Source organism: Luteibacter sp. 9135 (assembly GCF_000745005.1).
GTDB lineage: Bacteria > Pseudomonadota > Gammaproteobacteria > Xanthomonadales > Rhodanobacteraceae > Luteibacter.
This window is the reverse complement of sequence record NZ_JQNB01000001.1, coordinates 1,933,839-1,960,756: the sequence shown is the minus strand read 5'-3', so window position 1 is coordinate 1,960,756 and position 26,918 is coordinate 1,933,839. Positions and strand designations below refer to the sequence as shown.

Below are 26,918 nucleotides of genomic sequence, written 5' to 3'. Positions count from 1 at the left end.
GTGTTGGAGCAAGAGCCGGCGGGTGCCACCCTCGGGGCCACGCCTGCGGCGACCCGTCAAGGAAGGGCCGCGTGCGCGGCCGTTTATATATTCCCCTACGGGGCGGGTCGGGCTTCGAACGGAGGTTTCCGATTCGCCATCCATGGCTCAGCGGAAACGGCCGGCCGTCCTGGCCGGCCCCCTTCGGGCCTTGTCCGTTCGAATCCCTCGCCTGCGGCTACCGGCCCCGAGGGGGCCTGTCGTGGTCAAGTATTTCTGGACACCCGATAGGCGTTATTTCCGGGCCGCCATCATCTCGTAAATGGCTGGCGGCACCTGCCCGTTGGCCGCATGTAGGCGCCGGTAGTTGTAGTACGACGTCAAGAAAACAGTGATGTCGCTTTGGGCTTCATCGCGGTTGCTGTAAGTCGATGTCGCCCATTCGGTTTTCAACGTGGCGAAGACGCGCTCGGCAACCGCGTTATCCCAACAGTTGCCGCGCCTGCTCATACTTTGGGTAATCCCCAGGGCCTTGAGGCGTCCGAGAAAGTCAAAACTGTTGTACTGCGCACCTTGATCGGAGTGGAACATGAGATTCCCCGACGGTTTCCTCTCTCTGATTGCCATGTCCAGGGCGGCAACGGCCAGCTGTGCATTCGGCCGGGTTGAAAAGGCCCAGCCCACGATCCGGCGTGCATAAAGATCCACGACAACGGCCAGATAGAGCCAACCCTGTCGGGTAGGCACAAAGGTAATGTCACCGACCCAAACCTGGTCGGGCCGGGCGACGTTGAATTGCCGTTCGAGGCGGTTGGGGGCCGGCACAGCCGCCTTGCTCGCCGTCCGGTACACGTGCCGACGCACCCGCTCGGCCCATAGACCGGCCTGCCTCATCAACGTGCGCGCCCGATATCGCCCTGTCGGCATGCCTTGGCGACCCAACTCAGCCGCCATGCGACGGGTGCCGTAACTGCCTCGGCTCTGGCGATGAATCTGCTTGACCCTCGCTACTAGCGCCGGATCGGCAACCGCCGGCTGTACCTCTTCTGCCCGCTTGGCGTAATAGCTGCTACGGGGGTATTCCATCGCCTCGCACAGCCGCGATACCGGGTAGGCCTCCTTCAGCTCGTCGATCACCGCCGTGGGCGATCGCTCTCCCGAACGAAGAAGGCGATGGATTTTTTTAAAAGTTCGCGCTCCTCCTTTAGCTGAAGTACCTGCGACTCAAGCTCGACGATACGCCGCCGATCATCCGCCGCCGTGGGGGCATGAACCCCGGTCGACTTAGCCTCTTCATGTATCGCCAGCCAGCGCCTCAACGCTGTCGGGCCTACATCCATCAGCTGGCATACCTGTCGTACCGTATGCCCCTCGGCCACCACCAGATGCACGGCGTCGTCTCGCTGCGATTGCGATATCTCTTTACGTCCCATAGCTCACCTCCTTCTGCCTGTGAATCCTATCGGACTGTCCAGAAAGATTAGACCACCTCAGCCACCCGCCGGCTCTTTCGACGACTGAGGTCGCGTGTGGGGAGAGCGAAGAGCGGGGTTTCGCTTCGTGGGTGGGAACGCCCGTCAGCCTGCTTTGCATGGCATCGGTCGTCTTAGATACGTCGAGGGTTCGCGCACGTGCGTGCGCTCCTACCCCCCAGACGGCGGATCACGCGTTGGATATGCGACGACCTGCCCTACCCCTGGGGTAGGAGCCCACGATGTGGGCGAAAAGCCAACAAAGCGGCGACGCCACACCCTGCACGTCTGCCGCCGCTTGCGTCACAACCCACCTCAGTCTTGGGAAGAGCCGACGGGTAGCCCCCTCGGGGCCGGTAGCCGCAGGCGAGGGATTCGAACGGAAAAAGCCCGAAGGGGGCCGGCCAGGACGGCCGGCCGTTTCCGCTGAGACAGGAGGTCGAATCGGAAACCTCCGTTCGAAGCCCGACCCGGGCCCGTAGGACAATCAATAAACGGCCGCGCGTAGGAGCGCACGATGTGCGCGAACCAGGTACACGGCCGCGCCAGCGGCCTTTCATCCGGGTCGCCGCAGGCGTGGCCCCGAGGGGGCTACCCGCCGGCTCTTGTTCGATCGGTGCCGCTTCACCGCTTTGTTGGCTTTTCGCGCACATCGTGCGCTCCTACACACCTTTGCGCGGATAACGCATACCCATGCGCGAACCAACCATGTGTAAACGAAAAACCCGCCTCATGGGGCGGGTTTTTCAGAGGTCCTGGTGGTATTGGACGTAGGGTGTTCGGGACTGGTCGGGCTCGGGCCCGGCGGGCGCTGTGGGGGCATTGCCGGACGACCACACGTTCTGTGCGCCGACCGACAGCTCGCCACGCCAGGGCAGCCGGAAGGTCACGCCGAGGTCGACAGCGCTCCAGCGGCGGTCCGGGTTGAGGCCATTCACGATGTTGGCTTCCGGCTGCATGGTGCGGCCGGTGATCGCACCGGAGATGGGGCCGCGGTCGACGCCGAAGCTCAGGGCCTTCTGGTCGACCGAACCGATCCCCAGCAGGTTACCGGGCAGGAGCCGGATGCGACCGACACTGGCGCCCAGGTCGATGCCGCTGCGCGCGCCCAGGTCGACCCGGCCATGCGCGTTGAGTTCGGTGCTGGAGGACAAGGCATTGACCGGCAGGCCCGAGGCCGTCGCCAGACCCGGCAGGACACGCGGCAGCGCGGCGCCGCCGCCCGTGGGCCGGCTGGAACCGACGCCGAGGCCAACGCTGTAGCCCGTGCCGCGGAACGTGGCGCCGACTTCGCTGCCGACGATGCGCGGCGGTGCCCCAGGCGTGTAACAGCGGCTGTCGAGGCTGCTGGACGCGGCGGTGGCACAGGACGCGGCGGTGTTCGCCCAGCCCTGCCCACTCACGCTGGCATGCGCCTGGAGGCGCGGGCCGAGGTCGTACTGCAGGCCGCTGGCAAGAAACGGACCCGCATCCACGGCGTGCAACGCCAGCGGCTTGGACGGATCGGCGCGGTCATCGGCCTGGAGAGCCAGCATCCGGCCGTCGGGGGCGCGCCACAGCGGCAGCGAACCCGCGTTGGTCCGGGCATAGGCATCCGGCTGCTGTGACAGCAGACGCGTGGCCGTGGCATCCGAGCCCACCGACGCGGTCTGCCCTGCCGCGGCGAGCGGCATCAGCAGTAGCAAGGTGAGTACGGATCGGCGCATGAAAGGTCTGGTGGTCAGCGGCTGATGGTTGCCTCCCCGTGCCCCCGTCATCAGCCCGACGAAGACGATTGGAACTATACCCCGTTTTACTTTTTACTAACACCCCGAGAAGGCTGGGGTTCAGGAAAAAGCTTAGCTGCCGTTTATGACGAGTGGGGGACCGGACGCGTGGGGCGCAACGGATTCGGCACAGGGCGAGGCCATCGCACGGCTGCCTTAACGCATATAGACTCACCTCAACCATGACCGGAATCCATGTCAGGCGATGACCATAGCTCCATCCCATAGCCCGACAACATTGCCCCCCGGTTTCGGGGAGGTCGAGCCGTTGCACGATGCCGTCGAACGGCTGCTGCGGGCGGCGGACCCTGAAGGCATCCGCGACGAGTGCGAATCCTTCGCGCGCTGCCTGTTGCCGGACGCCCGGGTATTCTGGCGCCAGACCGACGATGCCCCGACCCGCGCCGGCACCGTGATCGCACTGGGCGCCGATCCGCAGACCGGGCGCAGCCTCGACTTCGCCGTCGACGACGATGCGCCTGCCTGGACCGACCTCATCGCCTGGATGGGCCGCCTGGCATCAGCACGCCTGCGCCAACTGGCCGAAACCGCCAGCCTCTATGAAGCCATCTCGCGCCTGGCGCTTGCCGAGCGGCTGCAGCGTGCGCTCTACGCCATCGCCGAGCAGGCCGGCGCCGAGCACAACATGAAGGACATGATGAGCGCGCTGCACGGCATCGTCAGTAGCCTCATGTACGCCGAAAATTTCTTCATCGTCCTGTACGACGCGCAGAACCGTACGGTGCGCTTTCCGTATTTCGTGGACACGCTGGACGACGACATCCCCGATCCCGAGGGCATCCAGCTGATCGACGCGATCGAGAACTCACTGACCTGGCACGTGCTGATGAGCGGCCGGTCCATGATGGGCGCCAGCAACGAACTGGAAAAAAGCCTGCCCAGCCGGCGCGTGGCCATCGGGCCGCCCAGCGACGACTGGCTGGGCGTGCCGATGAAACGCGGCGACGACGTGGTCGGGGCGCTGGTCGTGCAGAGCTACCGGGACGATACGCGCTATACGGAGAACGACCGCGACCTGCTCACCTATGTCGCCCAGCACGTGCAGACGGCACTCGAGCGTCGCCAGGCCCACGAGGAACTGGAACGCCGCGTCACCACGCGTACCGCCGCCTTGCGCGAGGCGAACCGCGTGCTGCGTCAACAGGTGTTGCAACGCCAGCGCGGCGAGCGCCTGCAGGCCGCCCTGTTCCGCATCGCCGAGCTGGCCAACACGTCCGACAGCATCGAAAATTTCTACGCCGCCGTGCATCGCGTCATCGGCGGCCTGCTGTACGCGCGCAACTTCTATATCGCGCTGCTCTCGGAAGACCAGAACAAGCTGACCTTCCCTTACTCCGTGGACGAACTGGACGGCTCGCGCGAGCCACGCGAACTGGGCCGCGGCCTGACCGAATTCGTGCTGCGCAACGGCAAGGCCCTGCTGGCAGACCGCGACGAGATCGACCGCCTCAACCGTGACCACGTGCTCTCCACCAGCGGCGCGCGCTCGCTGCACTGGCTGGGCGTGCCGTTGATCTGGAACGAGAAATCCATGGGCGTGCTGGCGGTGCAGAGCTACTCGCCCGAGCACACGTACAGCGCACGCGACCAGGAACTGCTGACCTTCGTCAGCTACCACATCGCCAACGCCTTGCAGCGCAAATACACCACCGAATCCCTCAAGCAGGCGTATGCCAGCCTGGAACGCCGTGTAACCGAGCGTACGCGTGCGCTCGCCCTGGCCAACCGCGACCTGCGCGAGCAGATCGCCGAGCGCGAGCGCGTCGAGCGCCGCCTCAAGTACGAAACCCTGCACGATTCGCTCACCGGCTTGCCCAACCGCACGCTGTTGCTGCAACGCCTGGAACAGGCCCTCAACCATTACCGGGAAAACCCGGGCGAGCTGTTCGCGGTTCTGTTCATCGACCTGGACCGCTTCAAGGTCATCAACGACTCGGTGGGTCACCTCGTCGGCGACGACCTGCTCTTCCAAGTGGGCGGGCGGGTACGCGCCTGCCTGAAAACACGCGACGTGGTGGCGCGCCTGGGTGGCGACGAATTCGCCGTGCTGGTCGAGGGCATCACCGATCCACAGGCCGCCACGCAGATCGCCGAGCGGATCATCGCGCAGTTACAGACGCCGTTCCGACTGGGGGCGAAGGAGATCTTCACCTCCGCATCCATCGGCATCGCGCTGCCCACGCCCGAGTACACGCGGCCGGAAGAACTGCTGCGCGACGCCGATTCGGCGATGTACCGCGCGAAGGACGAGGGACGCCATCGCGCGGCCATCTTCGACGATCGGCTACGGCGTGAGGCGTTGTCGCTGCTCGAACTGGAAGGCGACCTGCGCCGGGCGATCGCCCGTAACGAGTTCGTGCCGTTCTTCCAGCCGATCGTCGAGCTGGAAAACCTGCGTGTGGTGGGCTACGAAGCCCTGCTGCGCTGGCGCCATCCGGAGCGCGGCCTGCTTCCGCCCGGCGAGTTCCTGGCGGTAGCCGAAGATACCGGTTGTTCCGAGGCGATCGACTGGCAGATCTTCGAGCAGGTCGCACGGCAGGCCCGCGCGCTCACGCGCGACGAGGGCTTCATCAGCATCAACGTCTCGGGAAGCCACTTTCGTTCGCCCGACCTCGACCAGCGCCTGCTCGACCTGTTCGCCCAGCATGGCGTACCCGCACGATGCATCCGCGTGGAAGTGACCGAGCGCGCCCTGCTGGAAAATCCGGCCCAGGTGAAACGGATACTGGAGAACCTGCAAGGGCACGGCGTGGGTATCGCGCTGGACGATTTCGGCACGGGCTATTCATCGTTGAGCTACTTGCACCAGTACCCGATCGAAACCCTGAAGATCGATCGCTCGTTCGTGATCGAGCTGCCCGCGGAAGACGACCAGGCTCACAGCACCGCCGTGGTGCGCGCCATCCAGGCGCTGGCGGATTCGCTGCGGATGCAGGTGATCGCCGAAGGCATCGAGACCGAGTCGCAGATGCGCGTATTGCAGCGCATCGGCTGTCGCTTCGGTCAGGGTTTCCTGTTCGCGCAGCCGCAGCCGGCAAGCAAGTGGCTGGCGGCGCCGCTGTCGTTGGATGCCTGATAGCCAGCGGCTCCTAAAAAAGCTATGTAGGAGCGCACGCTGTGCGCGATGCCAGGTTGCCGCGATGTTGTGTTTCGCGGGGGTGCCGCTTCACCGCTTTGTTGGCTTTTCGCGGGCTTGCCGCTTCAACGCTTCGTTGGCTTTAGCGGGCCTACCGCTTCACCGCTTCGTTGGCTTTTCGCGGGCTTACCGCTTCGCCGCTTTGTTGGCTTTTCGCGCACAGCGTGCGCTCCTACTGTAGGGTTTTTGGGGAGGGAGGGGTGTCGGACTGGGTGAGCAGGCGTTCGGCGTCGACGCGGTCGAAGACGTAGCGGGTGGCGCAGAATTCGCAGATGACCTCGATCTCGCCGTTGCGATCTTCCAGGGTGGCCTCGACTTCCTCGCGGCCCAGCGCGCGTAGCATGCCTTCCACGCGCTCCTGCGAGCACGTGCAGCCGAAGGCCAGCGACCTGGGCTCGTAGAGGCGCACCGTTTCCTCGTGGTAGAGCCGGAACAGGAGTTCCTCCGGGCGTGTCGTCAGCATCTCGCTGGCGCTCAGCGTCGCGGTGAGGTGGCCGACGCGTTCCCAGGCATCGTCGTCGTTTTCCGCGGCGTCATGGCCGCCCTCGCCCGGCACGGGCTGCAGGAACAGGCCGACTGCGTGCTGGCCGTCCGCGGCCAGGAGGATGCGGGCCGGCAGTTGCTCGGAGCGCTCGAAGTAGCTTTCCAGCGCCTCGGCCAGCGACGGTGCGTCCAGGTCGACCAGACCCTGGTAACGACCGCGCTCGGCCTGGCCGATGGTGATCGCCAGGGCCGCTTCCGGCAGCGCCCTGAAGTCGAGTTCGCCGCCGGGCGCAAGCTGGTCCGGTTCGAACCGTGCCAGCCCGCGCAGGCGGCCCTTGTCGGTGCATTCGGCGAAGAGCAGGCGCAGTGCGCCCTGGCTCTTGAACTCCAGCGACAGCGAACCCTCGAACTTGATGTTGCCGGTGAGCAACGCGGAGGCCGCCATCGCCTGGCCCAGCAGGTTGCGCAGGGCCGGCGGATACTCCGCCCGTGACGCAATGTCCTGCCAGCTGGTGCCGAGGCGGACGAAGACGCCGCGCACGCCGGCTTTCTCCAACAGGAAGCGGTGCAGGATGTCTTCGGATGCAAGGGTATCGAGAAGCGAATCGGGCACGGTGGCCTCCGGGTGATCCGACGGGAGATGGGGATGCAGCGCGCCGTCGACAAGCCCGGCACGCGTGCGGCCCTTATACTGCGCCATCCTCCTTCGCCGTGACGCCATGAGCCCGACGCCTCGCTCGCTGCCCCGCCGCCTCGTCCACATCGTCGCGCTGCTCGTGGTTTCCTGGGTGGCGTTGTCGTGCCTCGTGGTCGGGGTGCTGCGCTTCGTCCCGCCCTGGACCAGCGCCATGATCATGGAGCGCCGGGTCGGCGCCCTGCTCGGCGGCGAGAGCGATTTTACCTACCGCCGCCACTGGGTGCCTTGGGCAGGCATATCGCCGCAGGTCGGCCTGGCCATGGTCGCCGGCGAGGACCAGAAATTTCCCTACCACCACGGCTTCGACGTCGATGCGATCCAGGATGCCATCGACGCCGCCGACGAGGGCAAGCGCTTGCGCGGCGCCAGCACGATCAGCCAGCAGGTCGCCAAGAACCTGTTCCTGTGGAACGGCCGTAGCTTCGTCCGCAAGGGCCTGGAGGCGTACTACACGGTGCTGATCGAAGCACTGTGGTCCAAGCAGCGCATCCTCGAGGTCTACATGAATACCGTGGAGTTGGGCGACGGCGTCTACGGCGTCGGTGCCGCCAGCGAGGCGTTCTTCCACACCACGCCCGACCGGCTGGGCGTGGCGCAGGCGTCCCGCCTGGCTGCAGTGTTGCCCAATCCCCGGCGGTTCCACGCCGATGCGCCCAGCGCCTATGTGCAGCGTCGCGCGGCTTGGATTGCCCAGCAGATGGGCCAGCTCGGCGGACCGGCCTACCTCAAGCGACCGGCACCGGCGGCCGGACGCGTCCGCTGAGCACACCGATGACCTACTCCCTCGCGATCGTTGTCCCCGCTTATAACGAAGCGCAGGTGATCGACGACTTCCACGCGCGCATGGGCGCCGTGCTCGACGGCCTGGCCGCAGCGTCGCGCATCATCTATGTCGACGACGGGAGTGGCGACGACACCTGGACGCTGATAGAGGCCATCGCGCAGCGCGACGCCCGCGTGGTGGCGCTGCGCCTGTCACGCAACTTCGGCAAGGAAGCGGCCATGACCGCCGGCATCGACGCCGCGGACGCCGATGCGGTGGTGGTGATCGACGCCGACCTGCAGGACCCGCCCGAGCTGATCCCCACGCTGGTGGCGCGCTGGCAGGAAGGCTTCGACGTGGTGTACGCGACGCGCGGGGAACGCGACGGCGAAACGCGCTTCAAGCGGTTCACTTCCGCGGCGTTCTACCGGGTGATGGAGCGCGTGGCCGATACCCCGCTGCCGCGGGACACGGGTGACTTCCGCCTGCTCTCGCGCCGCGCCGTGGAGGCCCTGGGTGGGCTGCGCGAGCGCCAGCGCTTCATGAAAGGCCTGTTCGCCTGGATCGGCTACCGGCAGACATCGGTGGTGTACCACCGCGATGCCCGCCATGCCGGCGTCACCAAATGGAACTACTGGCGGCTGGGCAACCTGGCCGTCGAAGGCATCACCTCGTTTTCCACGGCGCCACTGCGCATCGCCACATGGCTGGGCGTATCAGCGGCCTTGCTCGCCTTCCTCTACGGCTTGTGGGTGCTGCTCAAGGTCTGGCTCTGGGGCGACCCGGTGCGGGGTTACCCGACCCTGATGGTGGTCATCCTGTTCCTGGGCGGCGCACAGTTGCTGGCGCTGGGCGTCATCGGCGAATACATCGGACGGACCTACGCGGAGTCCAAGCGGCGCCCGCTGTACTACGTGGAGTCGCGCCGCGGGCAGGCGCGTTCACCCGGCCGTGACCCCACCGGACAGCCGCCGGCGTAGACTCGCTGTTTCCGCGGCGGCACGCCGCATGCAGCGGAGTCACGATCATGCAGCAGGTCAGGCATCTTCTCGAAGGCAAGGGCAAGGCGGTCTTCGCCGTGGCGCCCGAGGCGTCCGTGTATGACGCGGTCCGGCAGATGGCGGAAAAGAACGTCGGCGCACTGGTGGTCATGCAGGGCGACACGCTGGTCGGCATCGTCTCCGAGCGCGATTACGCCCGCAAGGTGATCCTGAAGGATCGCTCGTCACGCGACACGCCGGTGGCCGAGATCATGACGGCCAGTGTGATCACGGTGTCCGTCGACGCCACGGTGGACGAGTGCATGCGCCTGTGCACTGACGGTCGCCTGCGCCACCTGCCGGTGATCGATGGCGAAGCGATGGTCGGCATCGTGTCCATCGGCGACCTGGTCAAGGCGGTGATCTCCGAGCAGAAAGAAACCATCAACCAACTCGAGAGCTATATCACCGGTTGATCGTCGCGCTGTTCCGGCAGTAGATCGGGGGACGTCGCCGCCCGACGCCCCATCTCCGCGGCCACGCAGGCCAGCCCGGCTGCGGTAAGACCAATCGCGGTGATGCCGACGCCCGCACCGCGCAGGGCGACCAGACCGGTAGTGACCACCAGGTCGCCGAAGCGCCATACCGCGGTCTCGATGAAGTTCTTGCCCTTGTAGCGCACCTCGCGGGGCGTGCGGGTGTAGAGCGCATCGGACGCCGGCTTGGTCATCCCGTAGGTCATGCCACGCGAGCCGACCAGGACGATGGCGATCACCGGAACCGTCCAGCCGCCCACGTGCAGGTCGACCAGCCCGGCCAGCGACAGGCCCAGCAGCAGGAGCATGTTGGCCAACGCTGGCAACACCATCGCCCAGACCACGCCCAGGCCGCGCATGATCATCGGGGTCAGCGTCAGCTGCAGTAACGCACCGAAGCAGTTGGTCCACAGGTCGAGGTCGGCATAAAAGGCCGTGCGCGCCGCGTTGTCCACGAAGTGGGCCTTGGTGTAATCGGCCATGAGCGTGTAACCCATGGTGGCGATGCCGTCACCCAGCAGCATCAGCACCAGCATGTAGCGCAGGAACGGTTGCGAGAACGCGGCCTTGGCGCCCTGCAGGATCGACCCGCCCACGGGCGCGCCGGCGCTGTCGTCGTTGATGTCGCGGCGCCCGGACAGGGCCAGCAAAGCGCCTAGCGCCAGCAGCAGCAGCGTGGCGGACACCACCAGCATGGCCGGCACGCCCAGGCGCTGGACCAGTAGCCGGGTCAGCAGGGGGCCCAGCAGCGCGCCAGCCATGCCGCCGGCGGCGATGAATGGAAACATGACCCGCGCCTGCTGGCTGCGGTACACGTCGGCCATGAAGCTCCAGAAAAGCGACACCACGAACAGGTTGAAGACGCTGACCCAGACGAAGAAGATGCGCCCCAGCGACACCGCGCCGATCCGGTCCTGGGCAATGAAGGCCGGGATGAACGCCAGCATGGAGGCTGCAAAGAACAGGTAGCTGCTGCCGATGACGCGCTTGCGCGGGAAGCGCGAGACCAGCCAGCCGAACACGGGCGTCAGCGCCAGCATCACCACGAACACGATGGCGTAGAACGTGGGCAGCGATTGCGACCCTGCGGCGCCGGCAAGCTGGTCGCGAACGGGGCGCAGCACGTAATAGGACGTCATCACGAAGAAGAAGGCGATGACGGATAGCGCGAGGGTCCTGCCCTCGCCCAAGGCGACGCGTCGACGGACGTTCACGGGTGGCGGGCGTTCCGCGGGAATCTTCGTCGAGACTAGCACGCCGCTTTCGTTCAGGGAGGTCAAGGCGCATGCGTTGTGGCGAACCCGGAAGTGAAAGACAATGCGGAAGACGATGCCGCGCTCGCTGGCATCCCCCTTCCCGCGGCGTGCCCCCACGCCTCGACCGCGCGAGATAAGCATGTCGTTTCGTTCCGCCTCCCTGCTCGCCTGCGCCCTTGCCTGCGCCACCGCCATTCCCGTGGCCCTCGCGGCGCCCCCCCCGCAGAAGCCACCGGTGGTCCATGTCGACCCCGCGTCGGAAAAACTGCCGGCCGAGCGGGTCAAGGACACGATCGAAAACTACAAACGCTGGATGGATGCCGCCGAAGCCCGTGACGCGGCACCGGCCATCGTCACGGCCATCATCGTCGACGACAAGGTGGTCTACGAGCGAGCCATCGGCTATGCCAATGCGAAGACAAAGGAAGCCGCCACGCCGGAAACCGTATTTCGCCTGGCTTCGCTGTCCAAGGCCTTCGCCACCGGCGTCACCGCGGTGCTGGTGCGCCAGGGGTTCCTCAGCTGGGACACCAAGCTGATCGACACCATCCCGTACTTCAAGCTCAAGGACATGCAGGCCGCGCAGCAGGCCACGGTGCGTGACATCCTCGGCCAGCGACTGGGCCTGCCACGCAACACCTACGACAACATGCTCGAGGCCGACGCCCCGTACGAGGAGCTGGTCCGCAAGCTCGACGAGGTGGATCTGTCCTGCAAGGTCGGCGCATGCTACGGCTACCAGAACGTGGCCTTCAGCATGATCGGCGACGTGATCTACGCCACCACTGGCGACTACTTCTTCCGCCAGGTGGAGCGGCGCATCTTCGCACCTCTGGGCATGACCACCGCCAGCTACGGCCGCGATGCCCTCGAGGCCAGCAAGAGCTGGGCACGGCCACATCGTGGCGGGCCGCACAACTGGATTCCCTACGAGCCCAACGACAGCTACTACCGGGTCGCCCCCGCGGCCGGCGTCAACGCCAGCCTGCGTGACATGGAGCAGTGGTTGATGGCCCAGATGGGTGGACGTCCGGACGTCCTGCCGACACCGTCGCTTGACGTGCTGCATGCGCCCGAAGTGGACACCCCGTCCGAGGTGCACTCGCTGCCCTGGCGCCGTGCCCGCGTGACCGAAGCCCACTATGCGCTCGGCTGGCGCGTGTTCAAGTACGCCAACGAGGACCTGATCTTCCATGCGGGCGCCGTGTCGGGCTATCGCACCATGATCGGCTTCTTCCCGAAGTACCACGCCGGCGTGGTGACCATGTGGAACGGTGCAGGTCCGGTGCCGGCCGGCCTCATGCCGATGGTGTTCGACAGCCTTCTCGGCCTCAACCACGTGGACTGGGCCGGTGTGGAAGGCAACGTGCGCGCGGCGCCGGTGGCCAAGGCCGCGGCTGCACCCACGAAGTCGAAGACCAAGGCGAAGGGCAAGGCGGCGCCGGCAAAGAAGACCGCGCCCGCCACCTCGACCAAGAAGAAAAAGAAAGCGTCGAACTGACGCGTCCCCACCGGGGGACGCGGGCCTTATCGACCCAGGTTGAACTGCAGCCGGCGCCGCAGGGTCACGGCCATCGGCTCGCCGTTGCGCATGGCCGGCTTGAATTCCCAACGTCCCACCGCGTCCATGGCGGAGCGATCGAACACGTGCTTGGGCTGCGAATCGACGACGGTGACATTGGACACGGCGCCATCGACGCCCACCGTCAGTTCGACATCCACCCAGCCTTCCTGGTTGGCACGCATGGCCGCCGTGGGATAACGCGGACTCACCTGGCGTACCAGCACGGCATCGCTGATCGCGCCGCTTTCGGCCGCGGCGGGCGCCGAGGGCGCGGTCGCTGCCTGACGCGTGGCGGCAGCGGATGCCGGAGCGGTCTGCTGCTGCGACTGGGCGAGACGTGCCGCCTGCTCCCGTGCCGCCTGCGACCGCTGGGCTTCGGCCGCCGCCGCAGCCTGCTCGGCCTGCTGCTGACGGGTCGCCGCGGCGTTCTGCTGGGCCTTCTGGGCATCCAGGGCCTGCTGCTGCTCGCGGTCCAGCGTCTTGCGCTGCGCGTCCAGTTTCGAGCGCAGGATGGTCAGCGTGTAGTTTTCCGGATCGGCCTTGGCCAGCAGGTCGATCTCGCGCTGCGCTTCGTTGAAGTCGCGCTGGTTGATCGTCTGCTCGGTGGCCGCTGAGCCGTAGGAGAAGGTCTCGCGCAGTGCGTCGGCGGCCACGGGGTTACCTGGCTGCTTCTCCAGCACCTTCATGTAGAACTCGAACGCATTGTTGCCGGCGGGCGCAACCAGGCGTTGCTCGTTCATGGCGGTGCGCGCTTCGGCCAGCAATTGGTCGACGCTCAGGGCATCGACGTTGGCCACGGGCGTCGTGTCACGCGTGGCGGTCGAATTCTGCACGGCGACCGGTGCCGGTGCTTCCGCCTCGTGGGCATCGCGGTAGGGCTTGATGATGAGGAACCAGGCTGCGACGGCAAGCGCGGCGACGATGACGACGACGGCAAGTGTGACGGGACTGATCGCGCCACGCTGGCGGCGGCGCTCGATGGTGCGTAGACGGTTATCCATGGCGGTCGTACGGACTCCGCAAAGCGCGCGCCCCCTATGGCTTGACGCGGTGGACCCCCCGTCCCCCGCAGCGCGATGTGGCGACAAGGTAACCGTAATGGCCGCGTGAATCCAGCATGGCCATCCCACAAATGAATAACCCCGGCAAGCCGGGGTCAAGTTTCGAAGCGTCTCCCCGCGCTGGGCACCGCGGAGAGATAATTCGCAAAGCACGTTCTTATAAGTAGGTAACGCTTACTTGACCTTGGCGGTCCGGGTAGCGCGAGCGACCTTGGCAGTGGCGACTTTCTTGGTGGCGGCCTTACGCGGAGCGGCAGCCTTGCGCGGGGCAGCTGCCTTACGCGGTGCGGCGGCCTTGCGCGGCGTAGCTGCCTTGCGGGCGGTCTTCTTGGCGGCGACCTTGCGGGTGGTGGTGGCCTTCTTGACCGGCGACTTGCGGGTCGAAGCCTTCTTGGTGGCGACCTTGCGGGTCGAGGTCTTCTTGACCGCAGCCTTCTTGGCGGTGGTCTTGCGGACCGGCGACTTGCGGGTCGACGCCTTCTTGGTCGCGACCTTGCGGGTCGAGGCCTTCTTGGCCGGCGTCTTGCGCGCGGCAGTCTTCTTTACGGTGGACTTCTTCGTCGCCTTCTTGGCGGCGGATTTCTTGGCAGTGGCTTTCTTGGCAGTGGCCATGGTTCGTCTCAGCTCCTCATCAGTTGGCAGTGGTTGCCCAGTAAAAGCATGAAGGAACGCTTCAACCAGCAAATCGCTGTTCGTCGCGTGCCTCAAATTGTTCACCTGGCGGCGTGTACGTTCATCGGATAGCAGGCGGAGGATATGCAGCGGAATCGAGACGGTGATCTTGCGAACCGCACCCGCTTTCGAACCATGCTCCACGTACGGCCTGATGAATTTTTCTGTTTCCATTTCCGGGTTCCCCGTCAATTGACGCAAAAGCTATTCCTCAACATTTCCGCTGTCAATAAATTTTGGCTCTAAATTGAAGACGTTGCGGACACATAACCGACGATCGAGCGGACTGCACGGTGGCCGTGGGCGTTACCGTCGAAGCTGTCGGCGTACTAATGGACTTCCATAACGAAACACGCTGCGACGGACAGGCCGTTCAGCAAACACCGTAAATAAAGCGTTTTTTATCGCCTTTCCAGTAAAGGAGCATGCGCGGCGCGAGGATCGTCGCACGATATTTTCATACCGGCCGGCGACTGCCTCAGGGGCGAATTCCGGGGATGAACGGAAGACGACTGAGCCGAAAAAAAAATTTCGCCGAAGGCGCCCCGCGGACAAAAAAATGCCGGTCGAGGACGACCGGCATCGGGTTGAAGCACAAGAGGGGCGATCAGTCGTCGCCGTTTTCGGCGAGCTCGGCATACTCGTCGGCCGTCATCAGGCTGTCGAGTTCGCTCTTGTCGTCGACCTTCAGCTTGAAGATCCAGCCAGCCTCGTAAGGGTCTTCGTTGATCGTTTCCGGCTTGTCGCTCAGCGTGGCGTTGACCTCGATGATCTCGCCCGACACCGGCGCGTAGATATCGGAGGCGGCCTTGACCGACTCGACCACGGCGGTACCGTTGCCGGCCTGCACGCTGCTGCCGACTTCCGGCAGTTCGACGTAGACCAGATCGCCCAAGGCGCCTTGAGCATGGTCGGAGATGCCGACGGTGACCGTGCCGTCCTGCTCGACGCGCACCCACTCGTGGGACTTGGCAAACTTCAGATCGCCTGGGATTTCGCTCATGGGGTATTCCTCGTTAGCTCGGGACGGGGGTGCGATAGCGGGTCGGGACATTGTCGCCGGTCCACGCGTTTCGCGAAAGCATGCTGTGGATCAGTCGACGATGCCCGGCATGGGCTGGCCGTCGCGGACGAACGGGAACCTGACCACGCGCACCGGAATCTCGCGGCCACGGATGTCGACCCGAACCTCGCCATGGTCACCCGCCGGAACCCGGGCGAAGGCCACCGACTTACCGAGGGTGGGTGCGAAGCCACCCGAGAGGATCTCGCCTTCGCCGCGGGCGGTGAGCACTTTCTGGCCGTGCCGCAGCACGCCTTTCTCGTCCATCACCAGGCCGATCATGACGCGAGGCACACCCTCGGCCTTCATCGCTTCCAGCGCGGCGCGACCGATGAAGTCACGCCCCTCGTCGAGCGAGATCGTCCAGGCGAGCGCGGCCTCCCAGGGGCTGACCGTCTCGTCCATGTCCTGGCCGTAGAGGTTCATGCCGGCCTCCAGGCGAAGCGTGTCGCGCGCACCCAGACCCGCCGGAGTGACGCCCGCCTCGCACAGCAGGTTCCACAGTTCGACCACACGACTGTTGGGCACCACGACCTCGAAGCCGTCTTCACCGGTGTAGCCGGTGCGGGCGAGGAACAGCGGCATGCCATTCGGCCCTTCCACCTCAAGGGCGGCGAACTTGCCCAGCTTGCCGGCTTTCTCGCGAACCTCGTCCGGCAGCAGGCCGAGCAGTTTCTGGCGGGCGTTGGGGCCCTGCACGGCGATCATCCCGAACTCGGGGCGCTCGCGCACGGTGACGCCGAACGCGGCGGCCTGCTTCTCGATCCAGGCCAGATCCTTGACGCGCGTCGCGGCGTTGACGACCAGGCGGAAGAAATCTTCGCGCAGGAAATAGACGATGAGATCGTCGATGACGCCGCCGTTCTCGGCGAGCATGCACGTGTAGAGGGCCTTGCCGCTCTTGGTCAGCTTGTCGACGTTGTTGGCGAGCAGCTTGCGCAGGAACTCGCGGGTGCGCTCGCCGGTGAGGTCGACCACGGTCATGTGCGAGACGTCGAACATGCCGGCGTCCTTGCGGACGGCGTGGTGCTCCTCGATCTGCGAACCGTAGGCGATCGGCATGTCCCAACCGCCGAAGTCGACCATGCGGGCACCGAGTTCGCGGTGGGTGGCGTTGAGTTCGGTCTTGTCGGTCATCGTCTTACCTTGCAGGAGATGGCGGTAGGCAGTAGCCCGGCATTATCGGCCGCGGCGGTGCAGAAGGCCAATCGCGGTGCAGCACGATCGCCGCGCGGGCACCGGCTCCTGCTAGTGTTCCGCCCATGGCATCGGCATCCCACCCCGGCTCGGCCACCCTTACCCGCGACGCCTCGGGCCAGCGGCTGATGCTCGCAGGCGACTGGACACTCGCCCACTACACGGACCTGCAGCGTCGCGCCAGCGAACTGGCCGGTGCGATCGACGGCGACACCGTGATCGATACCCACCGGCTCGGCGCGATGGATACATCGGGTGCCTTCGTCGTCGCCGAGTTGCTGGGCAGCGCACGCACGCGGCAACTCGCCCAGGACGATGCCCTGCCCGCCGCCCGCCAGGCCCTGCTGAAAACCGTCGGCGACGCCATGGACACCTATTGCACCGGCACGAAGCGAAAGCGCGATGCCGGCTTCGTGGTCATGCTGGAGCGGATCGGCCGCGCGCTGGAAGGCACCTGGAAACAGACGGCGACCTTGCTGGCGTTCATCGGCATCACCCTGCAGGGATTTCTCGCCACGGCATGGCGGCCCCGGCGCTGGCGCGTCACGTCCCTGGTGGCGCATATCGAACAGACCGGCCTGGATGCGGTACCCATCCTCGCCCTGCTTTCCTTCATGGTGGGCGCGGTGGTCGCCTTCCTCGGGTCTACGGCGCTGGCCAGTTACGGCGCCAGCGTCTTCACCGTCGACCTGATCGGTTTCGCCTTCCTGCGGGAATTCGGCGTGTTGCTTACCGCCATCCTGCTCGCCGGTCGCACCGCCAGTGCGTTCACCGCGCAGATCGGCTCAATGAAGGCCCGCGAGGAGATCGACGCCATCCGCACGCTGGGCCTCGACCCGGTAGAGCTGCTGGTGCTGCCGCGGGTGCTGGCGCTGCTGGTCGCCCTGCCCCTGCTCACCTTCATCGCGATGATCGCGGGCATCGCCGGTGGCGGCGTGGTGTGCATGGCGGTGCTGAAGATGTCGCCCTCGATGTTCCTGTCGATGTTCCAGTCGGATATCTCGCTCGGCCAGTTCCTGGTGGGCATCGTCAAGGCGCCTCTGTTCGCTTTCATGATCGGCGTCATCGGATGCATGGAGGGTTTCAAGGTGAGCGGCAGCGCGCAGTCGGTGGGCGAGCACACCACCTCGGCGGTGGTGCAGTCCATCTTCGTGGTAATCCTGCTGGATGCGCTGGCCGCCCTCTTCTATATGGAGATGGGCTGGTGAGCGCCAAGGAGACCGTGATCGCCGTGCGCGGACTGGTTAACCGCTTCGGTGCGCAGACCGTCCACGAGGACCTGGACCTCGATGTCTACCGCGGCGAAATCATCGGCATCGTGGGTGGCTCGGGCACCGGCAAGTCGGTACTGCTGCGCACCATCGTCGGACTGGTGCGACCGGTGGCCGGCGAGGTACGCGTCTTCGGCGAAAACCTGCTGGCGTTGCCCGACGAACAACGCTCGCGCGTGGAGCGTCGCTTCGGCGTGCTGTTCCAGAGCGGCGCCCTGTTCTCGTCGCTGACCGTGGCCGAGAATATCGCGCTGCCCCTGATCGAACATGCCGGCCTGGCGCGCGGCGACGCGCAACGGCTTGCCGGCGTGAAGCTGGCGCTATCCGGCCTGCCCGCGGACGCAGGGCGCAAGTACCCCTCGCAGCTGTCCGGCGGCATGATCAAGCGCGCTGCCCTGGCACGTGCGCTGGCGCTCGACCCGGAGATCCTCTTCCTCGACGAACCCACCGCCGGGCTGGACCCGATCAGCGCGGCCGCGTTCGACAGCCTGATCGTCACCCTGCGGGATGCGCTGGGGTTGACGGTGTTCCTGGTGACCCACGATCTGGATACGTTGTATTCCACATGCGACCGCGTTGCCGTGCTGTCGCAACGGCGCGTGCTGGCCGCCGCGCCCATCGACGAGGTCGCGCGTACCGACGATGCCTGGGTGCAGGCGTACTTCAACGGACCGCGCGGCCATGCCGCCACGCTCGCCGCCCACCGCGGCAAGGAATGAACCATGGAAACCCGTGCCCACCACGTACTGATCGGACTGTTCGCGGTCCTGGTCGTCCTCTTCGGCCTGGCCTTCGGCGTGTGGCTGGCCAGGGCGCATTCCGACCAGGAATGGAACTACTACGACATCGTTTTCAACGAAGCCGTGACCGGCCTGTCGAAGGGCGGCACCGTGCAGTACAACGGCATCCGGCTGGGCGACGTCACCCAGCTGCGGCTGGACCCCGAAGACCCGCGTCGTGTGCTGGCCCGTGTGCGCCTTTCCGGCGACACGCCGCTGCGCAAGGATACCCACGCCAAGCTTGCCCTCACCGGTGTCACCGGCGTCGCCATCATCCAGTTGTCCGGCGGCTCGCCGGGTAGCCCGCTGATGGTGGGGCATGACGGCCAGGTGCCGGTGATCGTCGCCGACCCATCGCCGTTCGCACGCTTGCTGGCCAATGGCGAAGACCTGATGACCAACATCAGCCAGGCCGCCGCGAAGGCCAACGAACTGCTGTCGAAAGATAACGTGCAGCGGGTGCAGAACACGCTCGACCATCTCGACAAGACCACGGCCGTGATCGCCGACGAGCGCGAGGACATCCGCATGCTGATCAGGCAACTGGTGACCGTGACCCGACAGGCCGACGACACGCTGGCGGAGAGTCGCGCCCTGGTACACAACGCCAACGGCCTGATCGATACGCAAGGCAAGGCCACGCTGGAAAGCGCGCAGCGGGCGATGGCGTCGCTGGAACGCGCCACGGCATCGGTCGATCGCCTGCTCAACGACAATGCCGACGCGATCAACGGCGGTGCCGCCAGCCTGGGCGATCTGGCACCCACACTGCACGAGCTGCGCGACACCTTGGGCTCGCTGCGGTCGATCACCCGGCGCCTCGACGAAAACCCCAGCGGCTACCTGCTCGGCCGCGAGAAGACCAGGGAGTTCACGCCATGAGACTGGCCCGCTTCGCCGTTCCGCTATGCCTTGCCTTGCTGGCCGGCTGCTCGATCCTGCCCAAGGCCGAATCGCCCCGTGTCTACCTGCTGCCCGCGGCACCGGCGGCGCGTCCGGCGACCACGACGAGCGTGACCTGGACGTTGCGCATCGCCACCCCCACCGCACCGCGCGCGCTCGACAGCGCACGCATCGCCGTGGTGCCCGAAGCCAATACCATCAGCGTCTATGCCGGCGCGCGCTGGGCCGACAGCGTGCCGCACCTCGTGCGCGACCGGCTTGCCGATGCCTTCCGCGATACCGGCCGCGTGCGCGCCATCGGCACCGACGACGGCAATCTCGGCGCCGACTACGAACTGGACGGCAGCCTGGCCGCGTTCCAGACCGAGTACATCGACGGCAAGCCGACCGTGGTGATCCGTTTCGATGCCATCGTCGCCGGCACGCGCAAGCACCAAATGGTCGGCGCGCGCCGCTTCGAGGTACGCGAGCCGGTCGACGGCAAGGCCGTACCACAGGTGGTCGAGGCATTCGGTCGGGCGATGGACACGCTGGCCCGCCAGATCACCGCCTGGACCCTGGAGCAGGCGGTGCCACCTGGCGGAACGTCAGGTTGATCCGTGGCGCGTCCACGCGCCGTCGGGCCGGCAACTCATGCTTATATAAGCGTTGCGTTGCGCCAGCCATGCGCAACAGGCTGCCGTGCGGCAGCTCCACCGCCACGGCCGGGCCACCTGCCGTGTGGCGAAAACGAAACGTCCGTGGCGCGCCCAGGCTCACCGACGCGATGATCGGCTCGGGGCCGAGCTCCGGCTCGTCATCGCTGTGCCAGCCCATCCGGTCGGCACCGTTACGGTAGAGGTTGGCAAGCACGCTGTTGAAGGAAGTACCGCATGCGGTCGCCACGCGGTCCCGCAACATGCGCAGTGGAGCCAGCCACGGATGCGGTACGAAGCGTGTGCCCGAATAACGATAGGCGGCGTCGGCGTCACCGATCCACGCACTCAGGCGAGGTGAATCCACCTGCCGCCCGAACATGCGGATGCGATGGACCTCCCACGGCAAGGTGGCGAGCAGCGACGCCAGCAGCGCATCCGCTTCGTCGCGCGGCAACCATGCCGGCGCGATATCCACCTCGGCGCCCGGCAGATCGACCGGTTGCCACGCGGCGGTCAGGCGGGTTCCACCGGGTAGGCGGGCTCCGCATCGAGCGACGAGGCACACACCGCCGCCAGTTCCAGCAGGCGAAGATCCGAGCCACGTGCGCCGACCAGCTGCATGCCGATCGGCATGCCGTTGGCCAGCGTGCCCATCGGAATACTGACCGCCGGGCAGCCCGCCAGGCTGGCAAAGCCACACAGGTCTGCCTGTGAAGCAGGTACCGGCCCATCTAGCGGAAAGGCACCCTGTGGCGTGGTCGGTAGCACCAGCACGTCCACTTGTGCGAACAGGCGACGCATCTTCAGGGTGGCCGCATCCAGCACGCCGTCGGCGGCGGCATAGTCGGCAGCCGACTTGCGGGTGGCGAAGCCGACCATGTCACGGAAGCCCGCCGATACCGGATAGGCCTCGTCAGCCAGTTCCGCGGCGAAGGTATGGATCATCTCCGCTTCCATCAGCAGCAGGCCCGCCCGTCGGGTCCGGGCAAAATCCCAGTCCGAGAAATCGACCTGGCGGCGCTCGCCCAGTTCACCCTGCAGGCGCGCCAGGGCAGCCTCGAACACGTCGATCACGTCCTGCTCGACACCGATGGCAGCCAGGTCGGGCAGGAAACCCGCGCGCAGGTTGCCCGGCTCCCAATCCGGCGGCGAGAACGCCACGCGACGGCGGCGCGAGCGCGGATCGTCCGCGTCGTAGCCGGCCAACGTCTGCAGTAGCACGGTAAGGTCGTCTACCCCGCGCGCCAGCAGGCCCACCGCGTCGAGGCGACGCGCCGCCGGCACCAAGCCCCGCGCCGATATCTCGCCGTGGGTCGGCTTCAGCGCATAGATGCCGCAATAGCTGGCCGGCACGCGGATGGAGCCGAGGCTGTCCGAACCGATGGCCGCCACCGCCATGCCCGAGGCCACGGCCGCCGCCGCGCCGCCGGACGAACCGCCCGCGGTGTAACCGAGCCGGTGCGGGTTGTGCGTTGCGCCATGCACGGGATTGTTGGTGGTGAGGCCCAGTGCGCCCTCGTCCATGTTGGTCTTGCCCAGTAGAACGGCGCCCGACGCGCGCAGGCGCGCCACCACGTGCGCATCTTCGTCGGGCACGACGCTGCGCCGCCGCATGCCGGCACGTGTGGGCACGCCGGCCACGTCGAAGTTGTCCTTGATCGCGATAGGGATGCCGTCCAGGCGCCCGATGACGCCGTCGCGACGGCGACGATCCGCGGCCAGGGCCTGTTCCTGGATCAGCGAGACGCTGTAATCGACGAACGCATTCAGGCGCGGATTGAGGCGCTCGATGGCGTTCTGGTAGACATCGGACAGGGCTTGCGGTTGCACCCTGCCGATAGCCAGCCAATGCAGTATTTGCAACAGCGTGGCGCGGCGCATGTCGGTGTCGGCCACCGGCGGCATCGTATTCATGAAATCTCCTGGCGCTTGGCACGATTATGAACGCGATATGTGAACGTCATGCAAGGCCCTATCGCGTGAGGACGTTTGAAACGGCGATTTGCCCCCCTTGCGACGAAGCCTGACAATGATGGGTCAGCCACCCCGCCAGCCGAGTTCGAGTGAGCCAGCCATGAGCGACCGCGAGACCATGGAATACGACGTCGTCGTCGTCGGGGCCGGCCCCGCCGGCCTGGCGTTCGCGATGCGTGCGAAACAACTCAACCCCGACACGTCGGTCTGCGTCATCGAAAAAGCCTCGACGATCGGTGCGCAGATACTGTCCGGCGCCGTGATCGAAACCGGGCCGCTGGATCGGTTGCTGCCGGATTGGCGCACGGCGCCGCCGCCCATCTGCGTGCCGGTGACCACCGACGAATTCTGGCTGCTGCGCGACCACGCCTCCGGCACGAAACTTCCGGTCACGCCGCCGCAGATGAACAACCACGGCAACGTGATCGTCAGCCTGGGCGCGCTCTGCGCGTGGCTGGCGCCGCAGGCCGAAGCGCTAGGCGTGGACGTATTTCCCGGCTATGCCGCCGCCGAGGCCCTGTTCGACGACGCGGGCGCGGTGAACGGCGTGCGTATCGGCGACATGGGCGTGGCGCGCGACGGCACGCACAAGCCCGGCTACACCGAGGGCATCGACATCCGCGCGAAGGTCACCGTGCTGGCCGAAGGCTGCCGCGGTCACATCACCAAATCGTTGATCCGGCAGTTCGCCCTGGACAAGGACAGCGACCCGCAGACCTACGGCATCGGCATCAAGGAACTGTGGCAGCTGCCGCCCGGCCGCGGCCAACCCGGCAAGGTGGTGCATACCGCCGGCTGGCCGCTGGCCAACGACACCTACGGCGGCAGCTTTCTTTACCACATGGAAAACGACCGCGTGGCGATCGGCTTCGTCGCCGGCCTGGACTACCCGGACCCGATGTTCTCGCCGTTCGAGGCCTTCCAGCAGTTCAAGCACCACGCGAACGTGAAGGGCCTGCTCGACGGCGGCACCATCGTCTCCGCCGGCGCGCGCGCCATCGTCGAGGGCGGTTTCCAGTCGCTGCCGAAGGTGGAGATGCCGGGCGCGGTGCTCATCGGGGACTCCGCAGGACTGGTCAACGTCCCAAAGATCAAGGGCACGCACCAGGCGATCGCCTCGGGCATGCTCGCGGCCGAACATCTCCTGGGCAACGCGCTCAGCCCGGCCGGCTGGGACGCGAAGCTGCGCGATTCCGCCGTCATGAGCGAGTTGAAGAAGGTCCGCAATATCCGGCCCGGTTTCAACAAGGGGCTGTGGTGGGGATTGATCAATGCCGCGTGGGAAACCGTGACCGGCGGTCGTTCGCCCTGGACACTGAAGAACCACGCCGACTGGTCGGCGCTGCAGAAGCTGGGCGAGTACGAGGCACCGAAGACGGATTATGTCGACCGCACCTTGCCCCCGCGCGATCGCCTGGCCAGCGTGTATTTCGCGGCCACCGAGCACGACGAGGACCAGCCGGTGCACCTGAAGGTGCTGGATACCTCCATCTGTGTGGATCGCTGCACGACGGAATACGGCAACCCGTGCGAACGGTTCTGCCCGGCCGGCGTCTACGAGATGGTGCAGGACGAAGGTGGGCGTCGCCTGCAGATCAACTCGGCCAACTGCGTGCACTGCAAGACGTGCGACATCAAGGACCCGTACGAGATCATCACCTGGGTCACGCCCGAAGGCGGCTCGGGCCCGAACTACCAGAACCTGTAGCGCTCACGCGAGGGCCGGCTCACAGCCGGCCCAGCGCCGCGGCCAGCAGCAGCCCCGCATTGCCGATGGCGGTCTGTCGGTAAAGGCCGGCGCACGCGAAGTGCCACAGGCGCGGCAGCAACCAAGTGGCGCGGCCCCGTGCGAAATGGTCGAAGCGCGCGCGTTCGTCGTCGCCCAGCGCATCGCGCATGTTCGACAGCAGGGCAACGTTGGCTTCGTTCCACTCGCGATGACGGCCACCCACCATGTCGGCCATGCGGCGCAGGCGAGCGCCCAGTCCGGCATTCGAACCGATGATGTTATCGGCATGCTGGCGATAACCCAGCGTCGGCTCTCGGTCGTAGACCACCCGACCTCCGGCACCCGAGACCACCAGGTACGCCCACCAGTCGTGCGAGACCACGCGGGCAGACGCCGGTGCGCGACACATCAGGTCGCGCGCGCGACGGTTGAGCAGCATGGTGTTGCCACCGGCGAGGCTTTGTACCAGGGCATTGGCGAACGACGGACGACGGCCGAACAGGGGTGAAAGGCCGAATGGCCGGCCCGCCTCGTCGATCAGTCGCGAACGGCCCCCGTACAGGGCCGGTTTGTCCGGCGGCACCGCGGCGAGCGCGAGAAGCGCGGTCTCCAGCTTGTGCGCATCCCATATGTCGTCCTGGTCGCTGAACGCCACGTAGTCGCCCGTTACGCCTTCGCGATGCAGCATCGACATGAAGTTGCGCGAGTAACCGGCGCTGGGGCCCTGCCAGAGCACCATGCGCTCCGCGCCGAGCCGCTCGCGATAGGTCAACAGGAGGGCGAGCGTCGCGTCGGTGGAGCCGTCGTCGGAGGCGTGAATCGTCCAGTCCGTATGGGTCTGGGCAACGATGGAGTCGAGTTGCTCGGCGAGGTGGCGGGTGCCATTGTAGGTGGCGAGGAGGATGGCGACATGCTGCGTCCCCGTAACCATCATCCCTTCCTCAACAGGTCGCGCAACGCCGTTCGCGTGCCCGTGGCAAAACGCGTGTAGGCGCCGGTCAGCCATTCCCAGGCCACCGACGGCACGCGGAAAAGCGGAGCGCGCGTGCCGATGCTCAGGCGTCGCTCGAGATGCCGTCGCGTGGCATCGATGTCGTTTTGCACGCCGTCGGGGGCGCCTTCGGTATCGAGGCGCTCATCCAGCGCGTCGATGCGCGCGACGGCCGCACGCAATTCGTCCCCACGCGGCATCCGGAATTCGGCCAGACGGGTGCGCCACGTACGGGACCGCATGCCGATCTGGTTGCCGTCATGCTGGCGGTAGTCGATCAGCGGATCGTCGATGAAATCGACCTTGCCCGTCGCTGCGGCGAGAGTAGCGATCCATGCGTCGTGTACCCAGGCAGAGGGCACGGGCAAGGCACGAGCCAACAACTCGCGGCGGAACGCCGCCGTAGCCCCCGTGGCGATGTTCCGGCGCAGGTAGACACGCAGCGCTTCGCCGCCGTCGATGAGGCCCCGTTCGATCGCGGACAGTTCAAGCGCCTCGAACAGGCCGCAGCCCATGTCCGCCCCATCCGCGGTAACCAGACGGGCATCGCTGTGCAGGAAGGTCAGCGCCGGATCGGCGAGGAAACGCGCTGCCAGCGTGGCGATCTTGTCCGGATGCCATGCGTCGTCCTGATCGCACAGGAAGACCAGATCGCCCGAGGACTGCGCCAGCGAAGCGGAGAAGTTGGCGACATAGCCCAGCCGGCGGGGGCGACGTACCGCCTGCACGGTGACACCCCGCGTCCGCGCCAGCACGGCGAAGTCCTGGACGATGGTCCATGTGCCGTCCGTCGAGTCGTCATCACCGATGATCACCTCATCAGGCAGGCGGCTCTGCGTCAGCAGCGTACTGAGCTGTTCCGCAAGGTAAGCCTGGCCATCGCATGTGCAAAGCACGACGGAAATACGCAAGGCAGGCGCCATGGTCAATGCTTCCTCAATGCGTCGCGTAGTACCGACGACAGGCCGTTGCCGTGCCGGCCATACCCACCGCCACGCCATTCCGACCACAGGTCGGGCCATCGCGCGTAACGCGGGCGGGAACCGATCGCCACGCGTCGCCGGAAATGACGCATGCGCTCGGCGACCATCTGGCGCGAGGCGAGCGGGATCGTCGCGTCCTCGGCGAAACGTTCGTCCAGGGCGGCCATGCGCTCCAGCCCCCGGATGAGCAGCGCGTTGCGCGGAAGGAACAGGTCGGCGATCCGCTGGCGCCACGTGCGCTTGCGCATCCCGATCTGGTTGCCGCCATGCTGCCGGTAATCGATCAACGGGGACGACAGCGGCAGGATGCGCCCGGTCAGCGCCGCCACGGTGGCCAGCCATTCGTCATGGATCCAGCCCGGGGGCACGGGCAGCGCACGACGCACCAGCGGCTGCCGGAACGCCGTCGTCGCCCCGGTGACCACCGCACGTCGCAGCAGCACCGGAAACGCGCGGCCGGAGCGCAGGGCATGCCAGTCGGCCGGAAGCAGTTCGAGCGCGTCGAACAATGTCTGCCCCAGCGGGGCGCCGGCCGCATCGACCAGGCGGGCATCGGTGAACAGCAGGGTCAGGTCGGGCTCCTCGGCGAGGGTCGCGGCCATCCGCGCCAGTTTTTCCTCATGCCACCGATCGTCCTGGTCGCAAAGGAATATGAGATCGCCCGTCGCCAACGTGAGCGCATCGGCGAAGTTGGCGATGAAACCGACGTTGGCCGGCCGCAGGCGAATCACGACCTCCACGCCCTGACCACGGCAACGCGCCGCGAACCGCTCGATGGCCTTGGGCGTGCCGTCCGAAGAGGCATCGTCCGCGATCACGATCTGGTCGGGCAGGCGCGACTGGGCCAACAGGCTGGCGAATTGCTGCTCCACATAGGCCGATCCGTTGTAGGTGCACACCACCACGCTGACGGTCGGCGTCATTAAAGGTCGATTCCGGACATGACCCCGGATTATCGCAAAGATACCCCCGCGCGCCACCTTTGCCGTATGCCATCCCGCGGC

Annotated in this window: 23 protein-coding genes; 10 read left to right on the top strand and 13 right to left on the bottom strand. The window is 66.4% G+C overall.

From position 1 onward, the window contains the following. Positions 1–273: 273 nt before the first annotated feature. A protein-coding gene (locus tag FA89_RS08365; protein WP_185754182.1) for an IS3 family transposase occupies positions 274–1,412 on the bottom strand; the annotation gives its coding sequence in 2 pieces (ribosomal slippage) (positions 274–1,166 and positions 1,166–1,412; 1,140 coding nt in all). Between the two features lie 785 nt (positions 1,413–2,197). Beyond that, a complete protein-coding gene (locus FA89_RS08355; protein WP_036140004.1) occupies positions 2,198–3,157 on the bottom strand; it encodes a hypothetical protein in 960 nt (319 codons plus the stop codon). Positions 3,158–3,422: 265 nt separating this feature from the next. Between FA89_RS08355 and FA89_RS08350 the strand changes: the two genes are divergently transcribed. Beyond that, positions 3,423–6,314, top strand: a complete 2,892-nt coding sequence (locus tag FA89_RS08350; protein ID WP_036140001.1) for a bifunctional diguanylate cyclase/phosphodiesterase — start codon at positions 3,423–3,425, stop codon at positions 6,312–6,314. Positions 6,315–6,546: 232 nt separating this feature from the next. Here the strand turns inward: FA89_RS08350 and hslO are convergent, their stop codons facing one another. Next, positions 6,547–7,557: an Hsp33 family molecular chaperone HslO gene (gene hslO, locus FA89_RS08345; RefSeq protein WP_081916400.1), complete on the bottom strand. Its 1,011-nt coding sequence runs from the start codon at positions 7,555–7,557 to the stop codon at positions 6,547–6,549. A 19-nt stretch (positions 7,558–7,576) separates the two neighbouring features. Here hslO and mtgA point away from each other — a divergent pair, with 19 nt between their 5' ends. Genes mtgA through FA89_RS08330 form a run of 3 tightly spaced genes read left to right on the top strand, consistent with a single transcriptional unit; the run spans position 7,577 to position 9,773 of the window. Beyond that, positions 7,577–8,317 carry a monofunctional biosynthetic peptidoglycan transglycosylase gene (gene mtgA / locus FA89_RS08340; protein WP_036140000.1) on the top strand — a complete coding sequence of 247 codons (741 nt, stop codon included), beginning with the start codon at positions 7,577–7,579 and terminating at the stop codon, positions 8,315–8,317. An 8-nt stretch (positions 8,318–8,325) separates the two neighbouring features. Continuing rightward, positions 8,326–9,297, top strand: coding sequence for a glycosyltransferase family 2 protein (locus FA89_RS08335; protein WP_036139997.1), 972 nt, complete (start codon positions 8,326–8,328; stop codon positions 9,295–9,297). 47 nt (positions 9,298–9,344) lie between these two features. Further along, complete coding sequence (locus FA89_RS08330) at positions 9,345–9,773, top strand: CBS domain-containing protein (protein WP_036139996.1); 429 nt, start codon at positions 9,345–9,347, stop codon at positions 9,771–9,773. On the opposite strand, the gene FA89_RS08325 is transcribed toward FA89_RS08330, so the two are convergent. Further along, on the bottom strand, positions 9,758–11,089 hold the full coding sequence (locus tag FA89_RS08325; protein ID WP_240003869.1) for an NTP/NDP exchange transporter: 1,332 nt from the start codon (positions 11,087–11,089) through the stop codon (positions 9,758–9,760). The genes FA89_RS08330 and FA89_RS08325 overlap by 16 nt on opposite strands. Positions 11,090–11,228: 139 nt before the next feature. Between FA89_RS08325 and FA89_RS08320 the strand changes: the two genes are divergently transcribed. After that, the gene (locus tag FA89_RS08320) at positions 11,229–12,590 is read left to right on the top strand and encodes a serine hydrolase domain-containing protein (protein WP_051938634.1); all 1,362 of its coding nucleotides are present in this window, start codon (positions 11,229–11,231) and stop codon (positions 12,588–12,590) included. Positions 12,591–12,616: 26 nt separating this feature from the next. Here FA89_RS08320 and FA89_RS08315 read toward each other — a convergent pair whose 3' ends face one another. The 4 genes from FA89_RS08315 to gcvT form a co-directional block, all read right to left on the bottom strand. Beyond that, a complete protein-coding gene (locus FA89_RS08315) occupies positions 12,617–13,654 on the bottom strand; it encodes an energy transducer TonB (protein WP_036139995.1) in 1,038 nt (345 codons plus the stop codon). 234 nt (positions 13,655–13,888) lie between these two features. Continuing rightward, positions 13,889–14,560, bottom strand: a complete 672-nt coding sequence (gene metJ / locus FA89_RS08310) for a met regulon transcriptional regulator MetJ (protein WP_036139994.1) — start codon at positions 14,558–14,560, stop codon at positions 13,889–13,891. 433 nt (positions 14,561–14,993) lie between these two features. Then, positions 14,994–15,389, bottom strand: coding sequence for a glycine cleavage system protein GcvH (gcvH, locus tag FA89_RS08305; RefSeq protein ID WP_036139993.1), 396 nt, complete (start codon positions 15,387–15,389; stop codon positions 14,994–14,996). Positions 15,390–15,479: 90 nt separating this feature from the next. Beyond that, positions 15,480–16,586 carry a glycine cleavage system aminomethyltransferase GcvT gene (gcvT, locus tag FA89_RS08300; RefSeq protein WP_036139991.1) on the bottom strand — a complete coding sequence of 369 codons (1,107 nt, stop codon included), beginning with the start codon at positions 16,584–16,586 and terminating at the stop codon, positions 15,480–15,482. Between the two features lie 125 nt (positions 16,587–16,711). On the opposite strand from gcvT, the gene FA89_RS08295 reads away from it, so the two are divergent. The 4 genes from FA89_RS08295 to FA89_RS08280 are packed head-to-tail and all read left to right on the top strand — an operon-like array spanning position 16,712 to position 20,195. Then, positions 16,712–17,854 (top strand): MlaE family ABC transporter permease, encoded by a 1,143-nt coding sequence (locus FA89_RS08295; RefSeq protein WP_036139989.1) that lies wholly within the window; start codon positions 16,712–16,714, stop codon positions 17,852–17,854. Continuing rightward, a complete protein-coding gene (locus FA89_RS08290; RefSeq protein ID WP_240003868.1) occupies positions 17,851–18,636 on the top strand; it encodes an ABC transporter ATP-binding protein in 786 nt (261 codons plus the stop codon). The genes FA89_RS08295 and FA89_RS08290 overlap by 4 nt, the downstream gene beginning before the upstream one ends. A gap of 3 nt (positions 18,637–18,639) precedes the next feature. After that, on the top strand, positions 18,640–19,578 hold the full coding sequence (locus FA89_RS08285) for an MlaD family protein (protein ID WP_036139986.1): 939 nt from the start codon (positions 18,640–18,642) through the stop codon (positions 19,576–19,578). Continuing rightward, positions 19,575–20,195: an ABC-type transport auxiliary lipoprotein family protein gene (locus tag FA89_RS08280; RefSeq protein WP_036139981.1), complete on the top strand. Its 621-nt coding sequence runs from the start codon at positions 19,575–19,577 to the stop codon at positions 20,193–20,195. Before FA89_RS08285 ends, FA89_RS08280 begins: the two co-directional genes overlap by 4 nt. Here the strand turns inward: FA89_RS08280 and FA89_RS08275 are convergent. Together FA89_RS08275 and FA89_RS08270 are read right to left on the bottom strand one after the other, a co-directional pair. Beyond that, positions 20,143–20,754: an alpha-ketoglutarate-dependent dioxygenase AlkB family protein gene (locus FA89_RS08275; RefSeq protein WP_036143928.1), complete on the bottom strand. Its 612-nt coding sequence runs from the start codon at positions 20,752–20,754 to the stop codon at positions 20,143–20,145. The two genes, FA89_RS08280 and FA89_RS08275, sit on opposite strands and share 53 nt — an antisense overlap. Beyond that, entirely contained in the window at positions 20,751–22,151 is a 1,401-nt protein-coding gene (locus FA89_RS08270; RefSeq protein WP_036139979.1) for an amidase, read from the bottom strand. The genes FA89_RS08275 and FA89_RS08270 overlap by 4 nt, the downstream gene beginning before the upstream one ends. 160 nt (positions 22,152–22,311) lie before the next feature. Here FA89_RS08270 and FA89_RS08265 point away from each other — a divergent pair, with 160 nt between their 5' ends. Beyond that, on the top strand, positions 22,312–23,919 hold the full coding sequence (locus FA89_RS08265) for an electron transfer flavoprotein-ubiquinone oxidoreductase (RefSeq protein ID WP_185754281.1): 1,608 nt from the start codon (positions 22,312–22,314) through the stop codon (positions 23,917–23,919). Between the two features lie 19 nt (positions 23,920–23,938). Here the strand turns inward: FA89_RS08265 and FA89_RS08260 are convergent, their stop codons facing one another. From FA89_RS08260 to FA89_RS08250, 3 genes are read right to left on the bottom strand one after another with little or no spacing between them, the layout of a single operon-like run. Then, entirely contained in the window at positions 23,939–24,871 is a 933-nt protein-coding gene (locus tag FA89_RS08260; RefSeq protein WP_051938632.1) for a glycosyltransferase family 2 protein, read from the bottom strand. Continuing rightward, entirely contained in the window at positions 24,871–25,854 is a 984-nt protein-coding gene (locus FA89_RS08255; RefSeq protein WP_036139976.1) for a glycosyltransferase family 2 protein, read from the bottom strand. Before FA89_RS08255 ends, FA89_RS08260 begins: the two co-directional genes overlap by 1 nt. Before the next feature lie 2 nt (positions 25,855–25,856). Beyond that, the gene (locus FA89_RS08250; protein ID WP_036139974.1) at positions 25,857–26,837 is read right to left on the bottom strand and encodes a glycosyltransferase family 2 protein; all 981 of its coding nucleotides are present in this window, start codon (positions 26,835–26,837) and stop codon (positions 25,857–25,859) included. Positions 26,838–26,918: the final 81 nt, after the last annotated feature.